This is a genomic window from Butyrivibrio sp. AC2005 (assembly GCF_000424145.1).
Taxonomy (GTDB): domain Bacteria; phylum Bacillota; class Clostridia; order Lachnospirales; family Lachnospiraceae; genus Butyrivibrio.
This window is the reverse complement of the sequence record NZ_AUJI01000015.1, coordinates 64,263-83,278: the sequence shown is the minus strand read 5'-3', so window position 1 is coordinate 83,278 and position 19,016 is coordinate 64,263. Positions and strand designations below refer to the sequence as shown.

Here is a 19,016-nt window from a genome sequence, read left to right as displayed (position 1 = left end):
ATTACTCTTCGTCTGTATCTTCTTCAGTATCCTCAAAGGTATCTTCTTCGATATCATCATCAAAGTTGTCATTTATTTCTATTCCTTCATCCTCAGGAATATCTTCCATAGCATCCTCGATATTTTCAAATTCTTCGTCGCCATTTGATATCTTTTCACGTACCTTTGCGATAGCAACTACACTGACACCCTTGTCAAGATTTATCATCTTAACACCGGAAGTTACTCTGCCATGAATAGTTATTTCTTCCATTCTCAGCTGAATAAGTATTCCACTATTGGTTATCATCATAATTTCATGCTCATCCTTAACAGCTTTTACACCGATTACATTTCCGGTCTTCTCTGTTATCTTATAGCACTTAACTCCCTTACCACCTCTGAGCTGAATATGGAATTCATTTAATTCTGTTCTCTTTCCAAATCCTTTTTCAGAAACAATAAGGAGCGAATCTCCCTGAGAATTCAGCTGCATTCCTACAACTTCATCCTGATCACCAAGCATAATTCCTCTTACACCCATTGATGATCTTCCTGTAGGTCTTACATCTGTCTCCTTAAATCTGATACACATTCCATTCTTGGTAACAAGGAAAATCTCAGAATCTGCCTTTGTTGTCTTAACCTCAATAAGCTCGTCATCATCATCAAGATTAATTGCTGTAAGTCCGTTCTTTCTTACATTTGCAAATTCCATTACAGGAGTCTTCTTAACAGTTCCCTTCTTGGTAACCATGAAGAGATTCTTCTCCTCAGAGTATTCCTTTATCGGAATAGTAGCTGTGATTTTTTCTTCAGGTGAAAGCTGCAGAAGATTTACAACAGCTGTTCCCCTGGATGTTCTTGATGCCTCGGGAATCTGATAAGCCTTAAGTCTGTAAGCTCTTCCCTTATTGGTAAAGAACATAATATAGTTGTGTGTTGTGGTCATAAGAAGATCTTCCACATAGTCATTTTCAATTGTGGATATTCCCTTTATTCCCTTACCTCCACGATTCTGTGCGCGGAAATTTTCTATGGACATACGCTTGATGTAGCCAACGTTTGTCATAGCTATAACTGTATTAACATTTGGAATCATATCCTCAATGTTAATATCGGAATCATCATGTCCTATCTGAGTTTTACGATCATCGCCATATTTATCTGATATTTCAGTGATCTCTTTTCTGATTACTCCAAGAAGTACTTTCTTGTCGGAAAGAATGAGCTTCAACTCCTCAATTCTCTTTAAGAGTTCAGCATGCTCCTGCTCAAGCTTGTCTCTTTCCAAACCGGTAAGAGTACGAAGACGCATGTCTACGATAGCCTGTGCCTGAACATCTGATAATCCGAATCTCTCCATTAACTGTTCTTTTGCTATCTGAACAGTTGAACTGCCGCGGATTATCCTGATAACCTCATCAATATTATCAAGAGCTATCAGTAATCCCTCAACAATGTGATTTCTCTCTTCAGCTTTGTTGAGATCGTACTGAGTTCTTCTTGTTACTACTTCCTCCTGGTGGACAATGTAGTGATGAAGCATATCAACAAGTCCAAGAATCTTAGGCTCATTATTAACAAGAGCCAGCATGATAATACCAAATGAATCCTGGAGCTGTGTATGTTTAAAAAGACGGTTAAGCATCACATTTGCATTAACATCATGTCTGAGCTCTATAACAATTCTCATACCTTCACGGTCTGATTCATCTCTAAGAGCTGTAATACCGTCAAGTTTCTTAAGCTTTACATATTCGGCAATCTTTGAAATAAGATTTGCTTTGTTAACAAGGTAAGGCAGCTCAGTTACTATAATTCTGCTCTTGCCGTTTGGCATAGTTTCAATATCTGTTACCGCACGAACTACAACCTTACCTCTTCCTGTTCTGTATGCTTCCTCTGCACCTCTTGTACCGAGAATGATACCACCTGTAGGAAAATCGGGAGCCTTTACTATTGGAAGAAGCTCCTCTATATCTGTCTCTCTGTCTTCATTGACCTTATTGTCAATCATCTTAACAACAGCAGCAATTACCTCACGAAGGTTGTGAGGCGGAATATTTGTAGCCATTCCGACGGCAATACCTGTTGTTCCATTCACAAGAAGATTGGGAAATCTTGCAGGAAGTACAGCAGGCTCTTTCTCTGTCTCATCAAAGTTAGGTGTGAAATCAACGGTGTCTTTATTAATGTCAGCCGTCATTTCCATGGAAATCTTGGTAAGTCTTGCCTCTGTGTATCGCATGGCAGCTGCGCCGTCACCATCCACAGATCCGAAGTTACCATGTCCGTCAACAAGACAATATCTCATTGACCAGGGCTGAGCCATGTTAACCAAAGCTCCGTAAATTGAACTGTCACCATGAGGGTGAAATTTACCCATTGTATCACCTACGATACGGGCGCATTTACGATGCGGCTTATCAGGTCCGTTATTCAGCTCTATCATGGAATAGAGAATTCTTCTCTGAACAGGCTTAAGTCCGTCTCTTACATCAGGAAGCGCACGGGAAGCGATTACACTCATGGCATAATCTATATAATCAGCTTCCATTGTCTTCTGAAGATCTACTTCCTTTATTCTGTCAGTAGTTACCTGATCAAATACATCATCAGCTAACTCTTCTCCATTCTGGTTATTATTGTTGTTATTGTTATCCGCCATTTTTTATCCTATCCGTCAGCTTCGCTGACGCCTTCCAATAATTGAAAGGCAAATATTATATATCCAGATTCTTTACAAATTTTGCGTTCTTCTCAATAAACTCTCTTCTTGGTTCTACCTTATCTCCCATAAGAGTTGTAAATGTGACATCAATATCAGATTCTGCTTCTTCATCGATATTTACTCTTAAAAGAACTCGTCTGTCAGGATCCATTGTTGTTTCCCAGAGCTGTTCGGGATCCATCTCTCCAAGTCCCTTGTATCTCTGAATCTTATTATTCTGATCACGACCAACGTCACTAAGAATCTTATTTAATTCCTCATCACTGTATGCATACCATACCTTCTTGTTCTTCTCCAGTTTATAAAGCGGAGGCTGAGCAAGATATACATGTCCTGTTTTAATAAGCTCAGGCATAAATCTATACAGGAATGTAAGCATAAGTGTAGCGATATGTGCACCGTCTACATCGGCATCAGTCATGATAATGATTTTGTTGTAACGAAGCTTTTCAATATCAAAATCATCATGTATTCCGGTACCAAAAGCTGTTATCATTGCCTTGATTTCGGCATTTCCGTATATTTTATCTATCCTGGCTTTTTCTACGTTAAGTATCTTACCTCTAAGCGGAAGTATAGCCTGTGTAGCACGGGATCTTGCAGTTTTTGCTGATCCTCCCGCAGAATCTCCCTCAACTATGAATATTTCACAGTTCTTGGGATCCTTATCAGAACAATCTGCAAGTTTTCCTGGTAGTCCAAGTCCATCCAAAGCAGATTTTCTTCTTGTAAGATCTCTCGCTTTTCTTGCTGCATCTCTTGCATGCTGAGCAAGAATTGCCTTTTCAAGTATTACCTTTGCAACCTGAGGATTCTGTTCAAGGAAATATGTAAGCTGCTCTGCAACTACACTGTTTACTGCTCCTCTTGCCTCACTGTTACCAAGCTTCTGTTTTGTCTGACCTTCAAACTGAGGATCCTCTATCTTAACACTGATGATTGATGTAAGTCCCTCACGGATATCATCACCTGTAAGATTATCCTCATTGTCTTTAAGCATCTTCTTTTCTCTTGCATAGTCATTAAAAGTCTTTGTAAGAGCGGCTTTAAAGCCTTCAAGGTGAGTACCACCCTCAGGTGTATTAATATTATTCACAAATGTATAGGTACTTTCATTGAAGGAATCATTGTGCTGAAGTGATACTTCTACCTGAACATTGTTTTTGTTTCCTTCAAAATACATTATCTGATCATAAAGAACGGTCTTACTCTTATTAAGATACTGAACAAATTCCTTTATTCCGCCTTCATAGTAGAATGTCTGCTCAACAATATCAGCACCTTCTTCAACTCTGTAGTCTCTGAGCGTGATTTTAAGACCTTTTGTAAGAAAGGCCATTTCTCTTAATCTCTGTTTTAAAATATTGTAGTCAAAAACAGTAGTCTCTTTAAAAATTAGAGCATCGGGCTTAAATGATACTTTTGTTCCTGAAGTTACAACATCTGTAGTTCCAACTTCCTTAAGAGGATAACAAACCTTACCTCTTTCATATCTCTGCTGATATATTTTTCCTTCACGAACAACCTGAACCTCAAGCCATTCAGAAAGGGCATTAACAACTGAAGCACCAACTCCGTGAAGACCTCCGGATACCTTATAGCCTCCACCACCAAACTTTCCGCCTGCATGAAGAATGGTAAATACAACTTCAACACCTGTAAGACCTGATTTGTGGTTAACGTCTACAGGAATACCACGTCCGTTATCCATAACAGTAATGGTATTATCAGCATTAATGTTTACTTCAATGTGATCACAGAATCCGGCGAGTGCTTCATCAACCGAATTATCAACTATCTCATAAACCAGATGATGAAGACCTCTTGCAGCAGTTGTACCGATATACATACCGGGTCTTTTTCTTACAGCTTCAAGTCCTTCAAGAATCTGTATTTGATCCGCGCCATAGTTATTGTTTTCTTCGTTACTCATTCTTTTCCTCTTATTCTTCAGGTATACTTCCGTTAACTACTCTGAATACTTTGTTTATTTCAAAGCGATTGTTTACAAATTCATCAAGTCCGGTACAGGTAATAATTGTCTGTATATCACCTATAGTGTTTAAAAGATAATTTTGTCTGTTGCTGTCAAGCTCAGACAAAACATCATCAAGTAAAAGCACCGGATTTTCCTTTTTTGTTCTTTTTACTATTTCAATTTCAGATAGCTTGAGTGAAAGTGAAGCAGTTCTTTGTTGTCCCTGTGATCCGAATTTTCTTATATCAATTTCTTCAGGAACATTTTCAGTTGTCACATTAAAAGAAAAATCATCCTTATGAGGTCCAACTGATGTCTGTTTCAGGTAAATATCCTTTTGTCTGGCCTGCCTTAATTTATTTTCATATTCGGAAGCACTTACATTAGGCTCATAATAAATCTTCAGTTTTTCTCTTCCACCTGTCAGCTTATTGTGAATCGGATCTATTATTTCACATAAACTGTTAATGAACTTTTCTCTGGCCTTGATTATTACAGATCCATATTCTAACAGCTGTTTATCCTGAACATCCAAAAGAACAGTGTTTTCAGGATGCTCATACATATCTTTTAATACCTTATTTCTCTCTGTTATCAGCTTATTATATTTTGCCAGATTTTCTAAATAAATTTGATCCAGCTGACAAAGCTCCATATCCATGAATCTTCGTCTCTCTGCCGGACCATCTTTTATAATGCTTAGATCCTCTGGAGAAAAAAATACAACATTGCATCTTCCAACAAGGTCAGATGCTTTTCTTATTTTTTGCCCGTCGATTGCAATTCCCTTGGATTTACTTTTTCTAAGGTGCATATCTATGCGATATTCCGCACCATCTCTCTCGATAATTGATCTGATATGTCCCTCTTCTTTTCCAAAGGATATTATTTCTTTGTCCTTACTTCCTTTGTGGGACTTTGTTGTAGCAGCAAGATATATAGCCTCAAGGATATTTGTTTTTCCTTGGGCATTATCACCATAAAGAATATTGGTTCCACTGCTGAAATCTATTTTTAAATATTCGTAATTTCTAAAATCTGCAAGTTCTAATGATTTTATTATCATTTTGTTATTTGTACCTGAACGCCTTCGTATTCGATAGTATCCCCGCTGTAAAGCTTTCTTCCTCTTCGTGTCTCAACTTCTCCGTTTACCTTAACGAGACCTTCCTGAATATCCATTTTGGCGTCAACTCCGGATTCTTCGAGACCTGCCTTTTTCATGGCCTGTCCCAATTTAATGAATTCGTCGTTTTCTCTTAAACTTATTTTTATTGTTTCCATTATCTTAGCTCACTGTTAAAAAATTTATAGGAAGAACAAGATAGATATAATTTGAATCCTTATCCCTTATAAAGCATGGTGCCTTTGGATTAACCATATAGATATCTATGTTCTCATCATCAATAGCACGAAGAGCATCTATAAGAAACTTGGGATTAAATCCGATTATCAGATCCTTACCCTGTTTCTCTATTTCGATTTCTTCATCCATACTTCCTATAGTTGAATTGATCTTAAGTTCCATCTTTTCATCTGTAATTGAAATGATAACAGGCTTTTTATCGCCTTCCTTAACAAGAAGAGTAGCTCTGTCTATACAATCAAGCATCTCTTTTCTTGAAATAGTCATCTTTGTTTCATAATCACTTGAAAGCATCTGATCAATATTGAAATATTCTCCCTCAAGGAGTCTTGAAACAACGATAGTCTTATCAAATTCAAATAAAATATGTTTATCAGTAAAGAAAATCTCTACGTTATTCTCTGTACTGTCAGTAATTATCTTGCTAATGTCAGAAAGAGTTTTACCGGGAACTACAACCTTTTTGGAATTATAAGAATTCTGAAGCTTAACTTTACGTATTGAGATACGATGTCCGTCAAGAGATACCAGTTTTAAGGTATCCTGATTAATCTCGAATAACTCGCCACTCATCATCTTATTGGCGTCATTTTCAGCAATAGAGAAAATAGTCTGCTGAATAATATTCTTCAAGGTAAACTGAGATACAGAGATACCGTCTATTCTTTCTATATTGGGAAGATATGTAAAATCATCTGCATTTCTTCCTACAATACCAAATTTAGCTTTTTCACAGCTTATAGTAACTTTGCCATTAGGATCAGATTCGATAGTTACATCACTGTCAGGAAGCTTTCTGATAATGTCAAAGAAAATTTTGGCATCAATTGCTATATATCCTCTTTCAAGAATATTTCCATCTACCTCAGTCTGAATACCAAGCTCCATGTCGTTGGCAATAAATTTAATTACCTGTTCGGTTGCATCAATAAGAATGCATTCCAAAATTGACATAGTTGTCTTATTAGGAACAGCTTTGGAAACAATCTGTAATCCGGCAATAAGATTTGATTTAGAACAAACAAACTTCATGAGTTAAGAACTCCTCCAACAAGAAAGTGATTATGCACAAAACACTATGTATAAATTAATTAATAATAAATAATATTATAATTAGTAATAGGTGTTGATATGTGGAAATCCTTATCTATTATACAATTTATCTGCCTTATTTACAAATTTTTAATAGTTGATAAATAAAAATTTAATGTTAAAAAGCTAAATGTTCTCCACAAGGCAAATTTTGCGATTTAAGGCCATAAAAAACTTTTCCACTCTTATCCCCAGTTTATAAACAATTTATAAACTATTTATAAACTGAGTTATCCACTTTATCATGCAGAAGGGTTTAACTTCTTATTAATAATATCAAGATTTCTGTTAAGCTCATCATCTATAGTTAAAAGATCTTTTATTTTGTTTACACCACTCATAACGGTTGTGTGGTCCTTTTTACCAAGAGCTTTACCGATTTCCTCAAGTGGAAGATCAGTAAGTTCCCTTGCAAGATACATTACTATCTGTCTTGGAAGAACTATTTCCTTGTTTCTTTTTTTCGAGGTAATATCTTCCTGCCTTACTCCATACTGTTCACAAACTGTACTTATAATAAGAGAGATAGTAATAACCTTTGAAACATCAGGATAAATAATGTCCTTAAGAGCTTCTTTTGCATTATCAAGAGTAATCTCTACCTTATTTAAACGTGAGAAAGCAATTATCTTATTATATGCACCTTCAAGTTCTCTGATATTTGACTTAATATTAGTAGCAATATATTCGAATATCTCATCGTCAATATGTTTTGAATAGCTTTCTGCGTTTTTCTTAAGAATAGCCATTCTGGTTTCATAATCGGGAGCCTGAATATCTGAAATAAGTCCCATCTCGAATCTTGAACGGAATCTTTCCTCAAGAGTTTCCATTTCCTTAGGTGGTTTATCAGATGAAATAATAATCTGTTTTCCAGACTGGTGAAGTACATTGAAGGTATGGAAAAATTCTTCCTGTGTACTTTCCTTACCTATAATAAACTGTACATCATCTACCATAAGAACATCTACAGTACGGTATTTATCACGAAGACGGCTCATGGCTTCGGCTTTACCACTTCTGATTGATTCAATTACTTCATTAGTAAATTGTTCAGATGTGACATACAAAACCTTAAATCCAGGATTGTTTTCAATAATAAAATGACCGATAGCATGCATAAGGTGAGTTTTACCAAGTCCCGGTCCTCCGTATAAGAAGAGGGGATTATATGCTTCACCGGGTGATTCAGCAACTGCAAGTGAAGCATTGTATGCGAATCGGTTATTTCCACCTACAACATATGTATCAAAAATATATTTAGGATTCAGATTTGAAAATTCATAGTTATTCTGATTTGATTTAGGTTTATCAGAGTTATCTGAATGAGTTTCTTCTTTATTAATATGAGCATCTTTTTCTAATAAAAATTCGACCTCTATATTTTCATCTAAAAACTCAGAGAGAGTTACCTTAAAGAATTTTTGATATTTGCGTTCAATATAGTTGAGAGCATTGGTGTCATCGAAAGGAATTAAAACGATGACGGTACCATTTTCATATTTATAAAAAGAAAGGGGTTTGATCCAGGTATCAAAAGATATTGTGGTCATTCCAAGTTCTACTCGTATTTCTTCCTTTAACTTTTCAAAGTTCTCTGTTAGTTTTTGTGTTATTTCCGTAGCTTTTTCCATAAAAATCTCCCAATTGCGAATTTAAGACTTATTTTATCGTATGGAAAAATAAATATCAAACATGGGGCAATTGTGGATAACTTTTTTAAAAAAAATATTTTTGTATAATAAAAAATATCAGAAGTGGAAAAGTCGAAAAAAGTGGATAAACATATTCACCATATCTAAGCCGCATAAATACTGGATTTCTTATTTTTTATAAAAAATAATCTGAAATGTTTTCCACATTCAATCCACATTTTGTGGATAAAATAATCAAATTTACAGATAATAACAAGTTATCCACAAAATCAACATTTAGATGTGGATAACTATTAATAACACCATATATTGTTAAGAAAATTTTTAATTATTTTTTATAGTTATCCACAATTAATTTTAAACTTGACGTAAATGCTGAATTTTATTATAATAACAACGATTTTTTCTGATTCAGACAATTATGTTATTTGCTTAATAGATTTAAAAAGGAGGTGTATTTCGACTATGAAGAGAACTTATCAGCCGCATAAGCTTCAGAGAGCTCGTGTTCACGGCTTTAGAGCAAGAATGGCAACTAAGGGAGGCAGAAAGGTACTTGCTGCCAGAAGACTTAAGGGTAGAAAAAAGATATCTGCATAATTAGGACCACATCATATTGTGGTCTTGTTACGCGAATGTGCATAGATGCATATTCGCGTATTTTCATATTCGTAGAATAATAATATGCAAAAAACAGAAAGCTTAAGAAAAACAGCTGATTTTAAGATTGTTTATAAAAACGGTAAGTCATACGCAGATAAGAATATTGTCATATATGTCAGAGAAAATAATACCGCAATAAACAGACTTGGTATTTCAGCTAGTAAAAAAGTAGGGAACAGTGTTGTAAGGCACAGGTTTGCAAGACTGATTCGAGAAGTTTACCGACTACATGAAAATATATTTAATAGTGGTTTAGATATAGTAGTCGTGGCCAGAAGCCGTGCTAAAGATGCTTCATATTTTGATATAGAAAAGTCATTTTTATATCTGGCCGGGAAGTCTCATCTAAGGAAAAATGATGAGGTGAAAGATGAAGAAAATACTGATATTCCTGATTAAGATTTATCAAAAGTATGTTTCTCCCATGAAGAGAACAAAATGTCCGTATATACCGACTTGTTCGCAATACGGATTAGAAGCAATAGAAAAATATGGTGCAATAAAAGGAAGTATACTTGCTGCCTGGAGAATACTAAGATGTAATCCATTTTCCAGCGGTGGTTATGATCCGGTACCTTAAGTATTGGAGGATAGGTTTTGAATATTGTTACGTTGACACAATATCAGGGAAAAATTGTAGGTCCCATTGCATGGCTTCTTGGTCATATAATGAACTGGATTTTCATAGTCCTTGATAAGATTGGTATTCCCAGTACCGGTCTTGCAATTATTTTATTTACTATTATCATGTACATTTTTCTGATGCCTCTTACCTATAAGCAGCAGAAGTTTTCTAAGCTGCAGGCAAGAATGAATCCTGAGATTCAGGAAATTCAGAAAAAGTACAAAGGAAAAAAAGACAACGAGTCTATGCTCGCTCAGCAGGAAGAGATTAAAGCTGTATATGCCAAATATGGCGTATCACAGACAGGTAGCTGCGTTCAGTTAATAATTCAGCTTCCTATCATGGTTGCTCTTTACAGAGTAATTTATTCAATGCCTGCTTATGTTAGTCAGGTTAAGAATGCATTTTATCCTTTAGTTTCAGAACTTCGTGAGACAGCGGGAGCATCTGAGTTTTTACAGACTCTTTCAAGTGCATCTCAGTATTCCAAGCAGTTCAGTAATGAAGCTTTTACATCAGGTAATGTATCTTATGTTGAAAATACATTTATTGATGTTCTTTACAAAGCTTCCTCAGCTGATTGGAACTCACTTACAGAAAAATTTGGAAATCTTTCTGATTCTATATTCAGATCGCATGAACTTCTTAATAAGTACAATAATTTCCTTGGTCTGAACATGGGTGATTCACCTTCTTATATGGTACAGACTGCTTGGCAAAATAAGTCATTTGTTCTTTTTATAGTTGCGCTTATTATTCCGCTTCTTTCATGTCTGACTCAGTGGATAAGTCTTAAACTTATGCCTCAGCCTGCACAGACTTCAAATGATCCTAATGATCAGGCAGCTCAGATGGCTAACTCTATGAAGACAATGAACATGATGATGCCTCTCATGTCACTTTTCTTCACATTTACTTTTCCTGCAGGTCTTGGTATTTATTGGATTGCAGGTGCTGTTGTTCGTACTATTCAGCAGATAGTTATAAACAAGCACATTGACAAAATTGATATTGATGCTCAGATTGAAAAGAATATCGAGAAGTATAACGAGAAGATGGAAAAAATGAAGGCAACACCTCAGATGAATCGTTATGCAAGCATGAATACAAGAACAATGAATACATATACATCAACCAGATCTGAGAAGGAGAAGGAAGAGGGTATTAAAAACGCAAACAAAATTTACGAATCAGGTAAGATAAGAAAAGATAGTCTTCTTGCCAGAGCAAATATGGTAAAAGAGTTTGATCAAAAGAATAACTAATTAGGGGATAATAAAATGGAATATATAGAAATTTCTAAAAAGACTGTAGAGGATTGCATCACAGAAGCGTGTGCTCAGCTTATGGTTACAAGTGACAATCTTGATTATGAAGTTATTTCTTCAGGTTCCACAGGATTTCTTGGCTTAAATGTTAAGCCTGCTGTTATTAGGGCAAGAGTAAAAGTATCAACTGCAGAGACTGAAGTGAAAACTTCATTGGAAGAGCAGGTTGATACAAAGGTCAAGGAAAAAGAAGAAAAGAAAGAAAGTAAAAAGGCTCAGAAGAAGGAAGAGAAAAAAGAAGAAATAAAGAAGGAATCTTCTGAAGATAATAAGGAAGTTAAAGAAGAGAAGAAGATTTCATATGTTTATGATCATGAATTTATAACTCGTTCCAAGGAATTCTTATCAAATGTATTTGGTGCTATGAACATGAAGGTTGAGTTTAATGCCAAATACAATGAAACAGATAAAATTCTTGAAATTGAACTTTCCGGTGATGAGATGGGTGTTCTTATTGGAAAGAGAGGACAGACACTTGATTCACTGCAATATCTTATTTCTCTTGTTGTTAACAGAGGAAGTGAAGATTATATTCATGTAAAGGTTGATACTGAGAACTATCGTGAAAGAAGAAAAGCAACCCTTGAAAATCTCGCTAAGAATATTGCTTATAAGGTTAGAAAAAACAGACAGTCAATGTCTTTGGAACCTATGAATCCTTATGAGAGAAGAATAATTCATTCAGCACTTCAGTATGATAAATATGTTACAACTCATAGTGAAGGAGAAGAACCGTTCCGCCGAGTTGTTGTAACTCTTAAAAAATAAGCTAATGTTAAGAGCTGCCATTGATTTTAAATAAATTTCAATTGGCAGCTCTAATTTACATTAAAATAAAATTGAGGATTGGATAATGTTTTATAAGGAAGATACTATTTGTGCAATTGCAACAGCAATGATTGATGCCGGTATTGGCATCATAAGAGTAAGCGGTGAAAAATCAATAGATATTGTCAGTAAACTCTATATAGATGCGAAGGGTGATTTTTCTTTAAATAATTATCAGTCCCATACCATCAATTATGGTTTTATTGTTGATGAGAATAAAAACAAAATCGACGAAGTTATGGTATCGGTTATGAAAGCTCCGAGAACTTATACCAGAGAAGATGTTGTAGAGATTAATACACATGGTGGAAGAATTATCATGGAAACCATAATTAATCTTCTAATTTCTAACGGATGTAGACTTGCTGAGCCTGGAGAATTCACAAAAAGAGCATTTCTAAATGGTAGAATTGATCTGACCAGAGCAGAAGCAGTTATGGATTTGATAAGTGCTCAAAATGCTTTTGCCATGAAAAATTCTGAATTACAACTGGATGGAGCACTCTTTAAAAGAATAGATTCTCTAAGAAAAGAAATATTATATGAGATGGCTTTTATAGAATCAGCTATCGATGATCCTGAAAATTATGATCTGACAGGATATGATGAGAGGTTATCTGAAAAAAATCACGACTGGATATCTAAATTAGATTCACTGATAAATTCTTCTGAAGAAGGTATTATACGTAAGGATGGTATTAAAACTGTTATTATAGGTAAGCCAAATGCAGGAAAATCTTCCTTACTTAATAAACTTGCAGGTGAAGAAAAGGCAATTGTTACTGAAATAGAAGGGACAACACGTGACATTATTGAAGAAACAATAAGACTTGGTGATTTTGTTTTAAGAGTAATGGATACTGCCGGTATCAGAGATACGGAAGATAAAGTTGAGAAGATTGGTGTTGAAAGAGCAGTTAAATATGCGCAGAATGCAGATTTAATTTTATATATAATCGATTCTACTGATAAAACAGTTTCAGAGGATAAGAGAATAAAAGATATAATAAATAAAAAACATGTAATTGTATTACTCAATAAAAATGACATGAGTGACAGTATTAGTATTCTTGAAAAGGATATACACAATATATATGGTTTTGAAATTCCTGTGATTAAGACATCTATGGTTGAGGAAACAGGAATAGAAGAATTAAAAAGAATAATAACTTATATGTTTTTTAATGGAAGTATTACTCCAAAAGAAGAAGTATATGTAACTAACTTGAGACAAAAAGAAGCTTTGATAAATGCTTATGATAGTTTGAAAAAAGTTGAAGCAAGTATAAATGCTATGATGTCCGAAGATTTTTATTCAATTGATCTAATGAATGCATATGCCTTTCTTGGAGAAATAATCGGACAGGAAGTTGACGAAGATTTAGTGGAAGAAATTTTTTCCAAATTTTGTATGGGAAAATAATTTTTATTATTTATGATTTATGGAGCAAAGTATGGTAGCAGATAGTGTAGATGTAATAGTAATAGGTGGCGGTCATGCAGGATGTGAGGCAGGACTTGCTTCAGCAAGACTTGGTTTAAAAACCATAGTCTTTACTTTAAGCGCAGATAATATTGCGTTTATGCCATGTAATCCTCATATTGGTGGATCTTCAAAAGGGCATCTTGTCAGAGAGATTGATGCTCTTGGTGGAGAAATGGGAAAAAATATTGATAAAACATATCTTCAATCAAAAATGCTTAACAAATCAAAAGGCCCTGCAATACATTCACTAAGGGCACAGGCTGATAAGCTTGAATATTCTAAATCTATGAGGAATATTTTGGAAAATCAGGAAAATCTTTCTATAAAACAATCTGAGATTTCCGAGATAATTTTTGAAGATTTAGATACAAATCATGACAATGAACTTATAAGCGATGGTTATGAAAAAAGAGTAAAAGGAATAAAAACGGTTACAGGTCTTACTTATGAAACAAAGACTGTTATTTTATGTACCGGAACTTATTTAAAGAGCAGATGCCTTTGTGGAGAATCTATTTCATATACCGGTCCCAATGGATTGCAGCCATCTAACTTATTATCTGATTCATTAATAAAGGCAGGAGTTGAACTAAGAAGATTTAAAACAGGAACACCTGCAAGAATGGATGGTAATACCATAGATTATTCTAAGATGGAAATTCAGACAGGTGATTATCCTGTAATTCCATTTTCTTTTGATACTAATCCTGATGATATTCAAAGAGATCAGTATAATTGCTGGCTCACATATACTAATGAAAAAACACATGAAATCATACGCAACAATATAGACAGATCTCCTATTTATGCCGGAATTATAGAAGGAATAGGTCCAAGATATTGTCCATCTATTGAGGATAAAGTTGTAAAGTTTCCTGATAAGATAAGGCACCAGGTTTTTATAGAACCCGAAGGAAGTCATACCAATGAAATGTATGTTGATGGAATGTCTTCTTCAATGCCTGAAGATGTACAGCTTCAGATGTACAGATCTGTTCCTGGACTTGAAAAATGTGTAATTGTAAAAAACGCGTATGCCATTGAATATGATTGTTTATGTTCCGGACAATTATGTCCTACTTTAGAAATAAAAAAGATAAGAGGATTATTTAGTGCCGGTCAGTTTAATGGAAGTAGTGGATATGAAGAAGCTGCTGCTCAGGGATTATATGCCGGAATAAATGCATCTATGCAGATTCTTAATAAACCATATTTATCCATAGACAGATCTGAAGGATATATTGGAGTTCTTGTAGATGATATTGTTACAAAAGATAATCTTGAACCATATAGAATGATGACTTCAAGAGCTGAATATAGATTATTACTTCGTCAGGATAATGCAGATATAAGACTTAGAAAAAAAGGATATGAGATTGGACTAATATCTGAAGATAAGTATCAACACTTAATAACAAAAGAAAAAGAAATAGAAGAGGAAACAAATAGACTTAAAAATATAAAAGTTGGTGCTTCAAAAGATGTCCAGAATTTTATGGATAATCATAATTCACCCAGACTGAAGACAGCTGTTTCTCTTGCTGAACTTATTTGCAGACCTGAACTAAATTATGAAAATATTTCAGAGTTAGATACTGATAGAAAACCTCTCTCAAAAGAAGTTATTGAACAGGTTGAAATAAATATTAAATATGAGGGATATATTGAGAGACAGCAGAGACAGGTAGATAAGTTTAAAAAAATGGAAAACAAAAAGATACCTGCTGAGATAAATTATGATGATATTTTAAGTTTAAGACTTGAAGCACGTGCAAATCTTAAAAAGTTTAAACCTATAAATGTTGGACAGGCTTCACGAATAAGTGGAGTTAATCCTGCAGATATTTCTGTATTACTCGTGTATTTAGAAAATTATAACAGAAATAGTAACCACTAATTATATTAAATGTTTCACGTGAAACACTATATATAGTACTATAATTATTTTATAAGCGGTTAATTACTTATGTAATTTATAAGTGTAGTAGATAATTATATACTAAAATTATTTCAATATTGATATTTTAATATAATATAGAGTTTCTTTACAGAGGAGTTATATATTGAATAATAATTTTGCTAATTTTATAAGAGATATAGATCAGTTAAATATCAAAATAACTGATAATCAATTGAATCAGTTAGATAAATATTATGAACTTCTAGTTGAATGGAACAATAAAATAAATTTGACTGCTATAACAGAATTTGAAGAAGTATGTAAATTACATTTTATCGATTCAATATCATCTGCACAATTTTATAATTTTGATTCTGATGACTTATCACTAATTGATATTGGTACAGGAGCAGGATTTCCGGGAATAGTATTAAAAATTATTTTTCCAAATTTAAATGTCACATTGCTTGATTCATTACAGAAGAGAATAAATTTTCTAAATACTGTTATTGAAGAATTATCACTTAACGAACAAGGTTCAATAAAAACTGTTCATGGTAGAGCAGAAGATTTTGCTGATTATAAAAAAGGTGAATTAAGAGAAAAATTTGATATAGCAGTATCAAGAGCTGTTGCTAGATTTTCTACATTATGTGAGTATGATCTTCCTTATGTTAAAAAAAATGGATGTTTTATTTCATATAAAGGTGACAAAGGAATTGAAGAAGTAGAGGAAGCAAAAAATGCTATCTTTTTATTAGGCGGTAAAGTGAAATCAATACATGAATTTAAACTGCCTAACAGTGATATAAAAAGAACAATTTGTATAATAGAAAAAACACAGAACACCTCATCTAAATATCCAAGAAAATCTGGTATTCCCCAGAAAAAACCATTATAAGTATATGTCAGAAAGTTTCACGTGAAACATTTATATATGGAAAATTTATTCTACAAGAAATTGTTTCACGTGAAACATTAGAACCCAATATATAGTAAAATAATATCGTGAAACATTAATATCATAAATATTGTAGCAAAAATTACAAAAATTAACCCTATAATTGTAAAACCGCAGCACTAAAATTGTGATATAATTACAAAGTTAAAAATGGAAGAGGGAGAGAAAAGAATGGGACGTGCAATAGCAATAGCAAACCAAAAAGGCGGAGTTGGTAAAACTACAACTTCTATAAATTTGTCTGCGACACTAGCTGAAAAAGGAAAAAGAGTTCTGGTGATTGATACAGATCCACAGGGTAATACTACAAGTGGATTTGGTCTCAATAAAAATCAGTTAGAAAATACTATATACGAATTACTAATTGGTGAATGTAGTGTGACAGATGCGTTATATCAGAATGTAGTTGATGGTGTAGATATAATTCCTTCAAACGTTAATCTTGCAGCAGTTGAAATAGAACTTATTGACATGGAAGAGAAGGAATTTATTCTCAAAAAATCAATAGATACAATCAGAGATAATTATGATTTTATTATAATAGATTGTCCTCCTTCATTAAGTATGCTGACTATAAATGCAATGACTACAGCGAATACTGTTTTAGTTCCTATTCAATGTGAGTATTATGCATTGGAAGGATTAAGTCAATTAGTGCATACAGTTAATTTGGTAAAAGAAAGATTGAATAATTCATTGGAGATGGAAGGTGTTATCTTTACAATGTATGATTCAAGAACAAATCTTTCAATGCAGGTAGTTGAAAATGTTAAAGACCATATTTCTGAAAATGTTTATAAGACAATAATACCAAGAAATATTCGTCTTGCAGAAGCACCTAGTTATGGACTTCCTATTAATCTTTATGATACCAGGTCAGCTGGAGCAGAAGCATACAGATTATTAGCGGATGAAGTTATCGGAAGAAAATTCTAATAAATATAGAAAGAGGTATAACATGGCACCTAAAAATGCTAAACGAGGATTAGGCAAAGGACTTGATGCACTTATAGCTCCTGCACCTTCATCTGCTAAATCCGGTAAAGAAGAAAAAATTGAAGAGGGACAGGTAGTAATTGTTAATATTACAAAGGTTGAACCAAACAGAGATCAGCCAAGAAAAACTTTTGATGAAGATAAATTATTAGAATTATCTGATTCAATAAAACAGCATGGAATAATTAACCCTCTTATTGTACAGGACAGAAAAGACCACTACGAAATCATAGGTGGAGAAAGAAGATGGCGTGCAGCTAAGAAGGCCGGACTTAAAGAAGTACCGGTTATAATAAAAAATCTCACAGAAGAAGAAATTGCTGAGTACGCACTCATTGATAACATTCAGAGAGATGACCTCAATCCTATTGATGAAGCACTTGCTTTCAAAAAACTTATTGATGAATTTGGATATACACAGGATGTTGTAGCTGAAAAAGTTTCAAAGAGTAGAGTAGCAATTACAAATTCTCTTCGACTTCTTAAACTTTGTGAGGAAGTCAGACAGATGGTAATTGATGGAAAACTTTCTACAGGTCATGCAAGAGCACTTATATCTATAGAGGATAAAGAAAAACAAATTCAGATAGCTGAGCAGATTTTTGATCAGAAGATGAGTGTACGTGATACGGAAAAGCTAGTTAAGAATCTGGATAAACCTGAAAAGAAAAAAAAGAAAATAGAGATTAATCCAAGTGTTGAATCTGCATACAGAGAGCTTGAGGATAAATGTACTCAGGCAACAGGAACGAAGGTTTCAATATCTACAAAGGGTGATGGTGTAGGAAAAATTGAAATAGAGTTCTACAGTACAGATGATCTTGAAAAAATAACAGAGAGATTATATAGGTAATACTATTACGCTAGGAGAAAAGGTATGAACAGTAATTTATTTGATCAACTTGGATTAAACATAGATATTGCCTATGTATTTATAGGACTAATAATACTTTTAATCATTTTATTTATTTTAATAATTATCCAAAATAACAAAATAAAAAGAATTGTTGAACAGACATCAAGATTCATGAAGGGAAGAGATGCTGCTTCCTTAGAAGATGAAATAGTTGCTCTGTTTGAAGATAATCGAATTATAAAAAAAGCAACAGAAGAAAATCAGAAAGATATAAACGATTTATATAACAGATTAGCTTCCTGCTTTCAAAAAATTGGTATCATAAAATATGATGCATTTAATCAGATGGGAGGACAATTGAGTTATTCGATTGCTCTTCTTGATGAAGATAATAATGGTTTTTTATTAAATTCAGTTCATAGTACTGAAGGATGTTATTCTTATTCAAAAGAAATTCGAGGCGGAAAGTGCAAACTTGAGCTTGGTGAAGAAGAACAGATGGCATTGAATGAAGCTATGGATTATCAAAACTAATAAATAATATTTCAAAAAAATGAAATAAGAAATAA

17 protein-coding genes are annotated in these 19,016 nt (G+C 33.8%); 11 read left to right on the top strand and 6 right to left on the bottom strand.

Annotated elements, in window-relative coordinates; translation table 11 throughout:
• Position 1: 1 nt before the first annotated feature.
• The 6 genes from gyrA to dnaA all read right to left on the bottom strand — a co-directional run bounded on the left by gyrA (position 2) and on the right by dnaA (position 8,783).
• Complete coding sequence (gene gyrA, locus G602_RS25385) at positions 2-2,539, bottom strand: DNA gyrase subunit A (protein ID WP_242835495.1); 2,538 nt, start codon at positions 2,537-2,539, stop codon at positions 2-4.
• Between the two features lie 166 nt (positions 2,540-2,705).
• A complete protein-coding gene (gene gyrB, locus G602_RS0105680) occupies positions 2,706-4,646 on the bottom strand; it encodes a DNA topoisomerase (ATP-hydrolyzing) subunit B (RefSeq protein WP_026658105.1) in 1,941 nt (646 codons plus the stop codon).
• Between the two features lie 10 nt (positions 4,647-4,656).
• Positions 4,657-5,757, bottom strand: coding sequence for a DNA replication/repair protein RecF (gene recF / locus G602_RS0105675; RefSeq protein WP_026658104.1), 1,101 nt, complete (start codon positions 5,755-5,757; stop codon positions 4,657-4,659).
• Positions 5,754-5,975 (bottom strand): RNA-binding S4 domain-containing protein, encoded by a 222-nt coding sequence (locus G602_RS0105670; protein ID WP_026658103.1) that lies wholly within the window; start codon positions 5,973-5,975, stop codon positions 5,754-5,756. Before G602_RS0105670 ends, recF begins: the two co-directional genes overlap by 4 nt.
• Before the next feature lie 4 nt (positions 5,976-5,979).
• The gene (dnaN, locus tag G602_RS0105665; RefSeq protein ID WP_026658102.1) at positions 5,980-7,089 is read right to left on the bottom strand and encodes a DNA polymerase III subunit beta; all 1,110 of its coding nucleotides are present in this window, start codon (positions 7,087-7,089) and stop codon (positions 5,980-5,982) included.
• A gap of 302 nt (positions 7,090-7,391) precedes the next feature.
• On the bottom strand, positions 7,392-8,783 hold the full coding sequence (dnaA, locus tag G602_RS0105660; protein ID WP_026658101.1) for a chromosomal replication initiator protein DnaA: 1,392 nt from the start codon (positions 8,781-8,783) through the stop codon (positions 7,392-7,394).
• Between the two features lie 486 nt (positions 8,784-9,269).
• Between dnaA and rpmH the strand changes: the two genes are divergently transcribed.
• The 11 genes from rpmH (at position 9,270) to G602_RS0105605 (ending at position 18,981) form a co-directional block, all read left to right on the top strand.
• On the top strand, positions 9,270-9,404 hold the full coding sequence (rpmH, locus tag G602_RS0105655; protein WP_022761795.1) for a 50S ribosomal protein L34: 135 nt from the start codon (positions 9,270-9,272) through the stop codon (positions 9,402-9,404).
• An 84-nt stretch (positions 9,405-9,488) separates the two neighbouring features.
• On the top strand, positions 9,489-9,866 hold the full coding sequence (gene rnpA / locus G602_RS0105650) for a ribonuclease P protein component (RefSeq protein ID WP_026658099.1): 378 nt from the start codon (positions 9,489-9,491) through the stop codon (positions 9,864-9,866).
• On the top strand, positions 9,838-10,047 hold the full coding sequence (gene yidD, locus G602_RS0105645; RefSeq protein WP_026658098.1) for a membrane protein insertion efficiency factor YidD: 210 nt from the start codon (positions 9,838-9,840) through the stop codon (positions 10,045-10,047). The genes rnpA and yidD overlap by 29 nt, the downstream gene beginning before the upstream one ends.
• Positions 10,048-10,064: 17 nt before the next feature.
• Positions 10,065-11,357: a YidC/Oxa1 family membrane protein insertase gene (locus G602_RS0105640; RefSeq protein ID WP_026658097.1), complete on the top strand. Its 1,293-nt coding sequence runs from the start codon at positions 10,065-10,067 to the stop codon at positions 11,355-11,357.
• 15 nt (positions 11,358-11,372) lie between these two features.
• On the top strand, positions 11,373-12,188 hold the full coding sequence (gene jag, locus G602_RS0105635) for an RNA-binding cell elongation regulator Jag/EloR (RefSeq protein ID WP_026658094.1): 816 nt from the start codon (positions 11,373-11,375) through the stop codon (positions 12,186-12,188).
• 85 nt (positions 12,189-12,273) lie between these two features.
• Positions 12,274-13,671, top strand: coding sequence for a tRNA uridine-5-carboxymethylaminomethyl(34) synthesis GTPase MnmE (gene mnmE / locus G602_RS0105630; RefSeq protein ID WP_044931189.1), 1,398 nt, complete (start codon positions 12,274-12,276; stop codon positions 13,669-13,671).
• A gap of 31 nt (positions 13,672-13,702) precedes the next feature.
• Positions 13,703-15,631, top strand: coding sequence for a tRNA uridine-5-carboxymethylaminomethyl(34) synthesis enzyme MnmG (gene mnmG / locus G602_RS0105625; RefSeq protein WP_196808598.1), 1,929 nt, complete (start codon positions 13,703-13,705; stop codon positions 15,629-15,631).
• Between the two features lie 166 nt (positions 15,632-15,797).
• Positions 15,798-16,535, top strand: a complete 738-nt coding sequence (gene rsmG / locus G602_RS0105620) for a 16S rRNA (guanine(527)-N(7))-methyltransferase RsmG (protein WP_044931187.1) — start codon at positions 15,798-15,800, stop codon at positions 16,533-16,535.
• A 231-nt stretch (positions 16,536-16,766) separates the two neighbouring features.
• On the top strand, positions 16,767-17,531 hold the full coding sequence (locus G602_RS0105615) for a ParA family protein (RefSeq protein WP_026658086.1): 765 nt from the start codon (positions 16,767-16,769) through the stop codon (positions 17,529-17,531).
• A 22-nt stretch (positions 17,532-17,553) separates the two neighbouring features.
• Positions 17,554-18,444 (top strand): ParB/RepB/Spo0J family partition protein, encoded by an 891-nt coding sequence (locus G602_RS0105610; protein WP_026658085.1) that lies wholly within the window; start codon positions 17,554-17,556, stop codon positions 18,442-18,444.
• Positions 18,445-18,468: 24 nt separating this feature from the next.
• The gene (locus G602_RS0105605) at positions 18,469-18,981 is read left to right on the top strand and encodes a DUF4446 family protein (RefSeq protein WP_026658084.1); all 513 of its coding nucleotides are present in this window, start codon (positions 18,469-18,471) and stop codon (positions 18,979-18,981) included.
• Positions 18,982-19,016 lie beyond the last annotated feature (35 nt).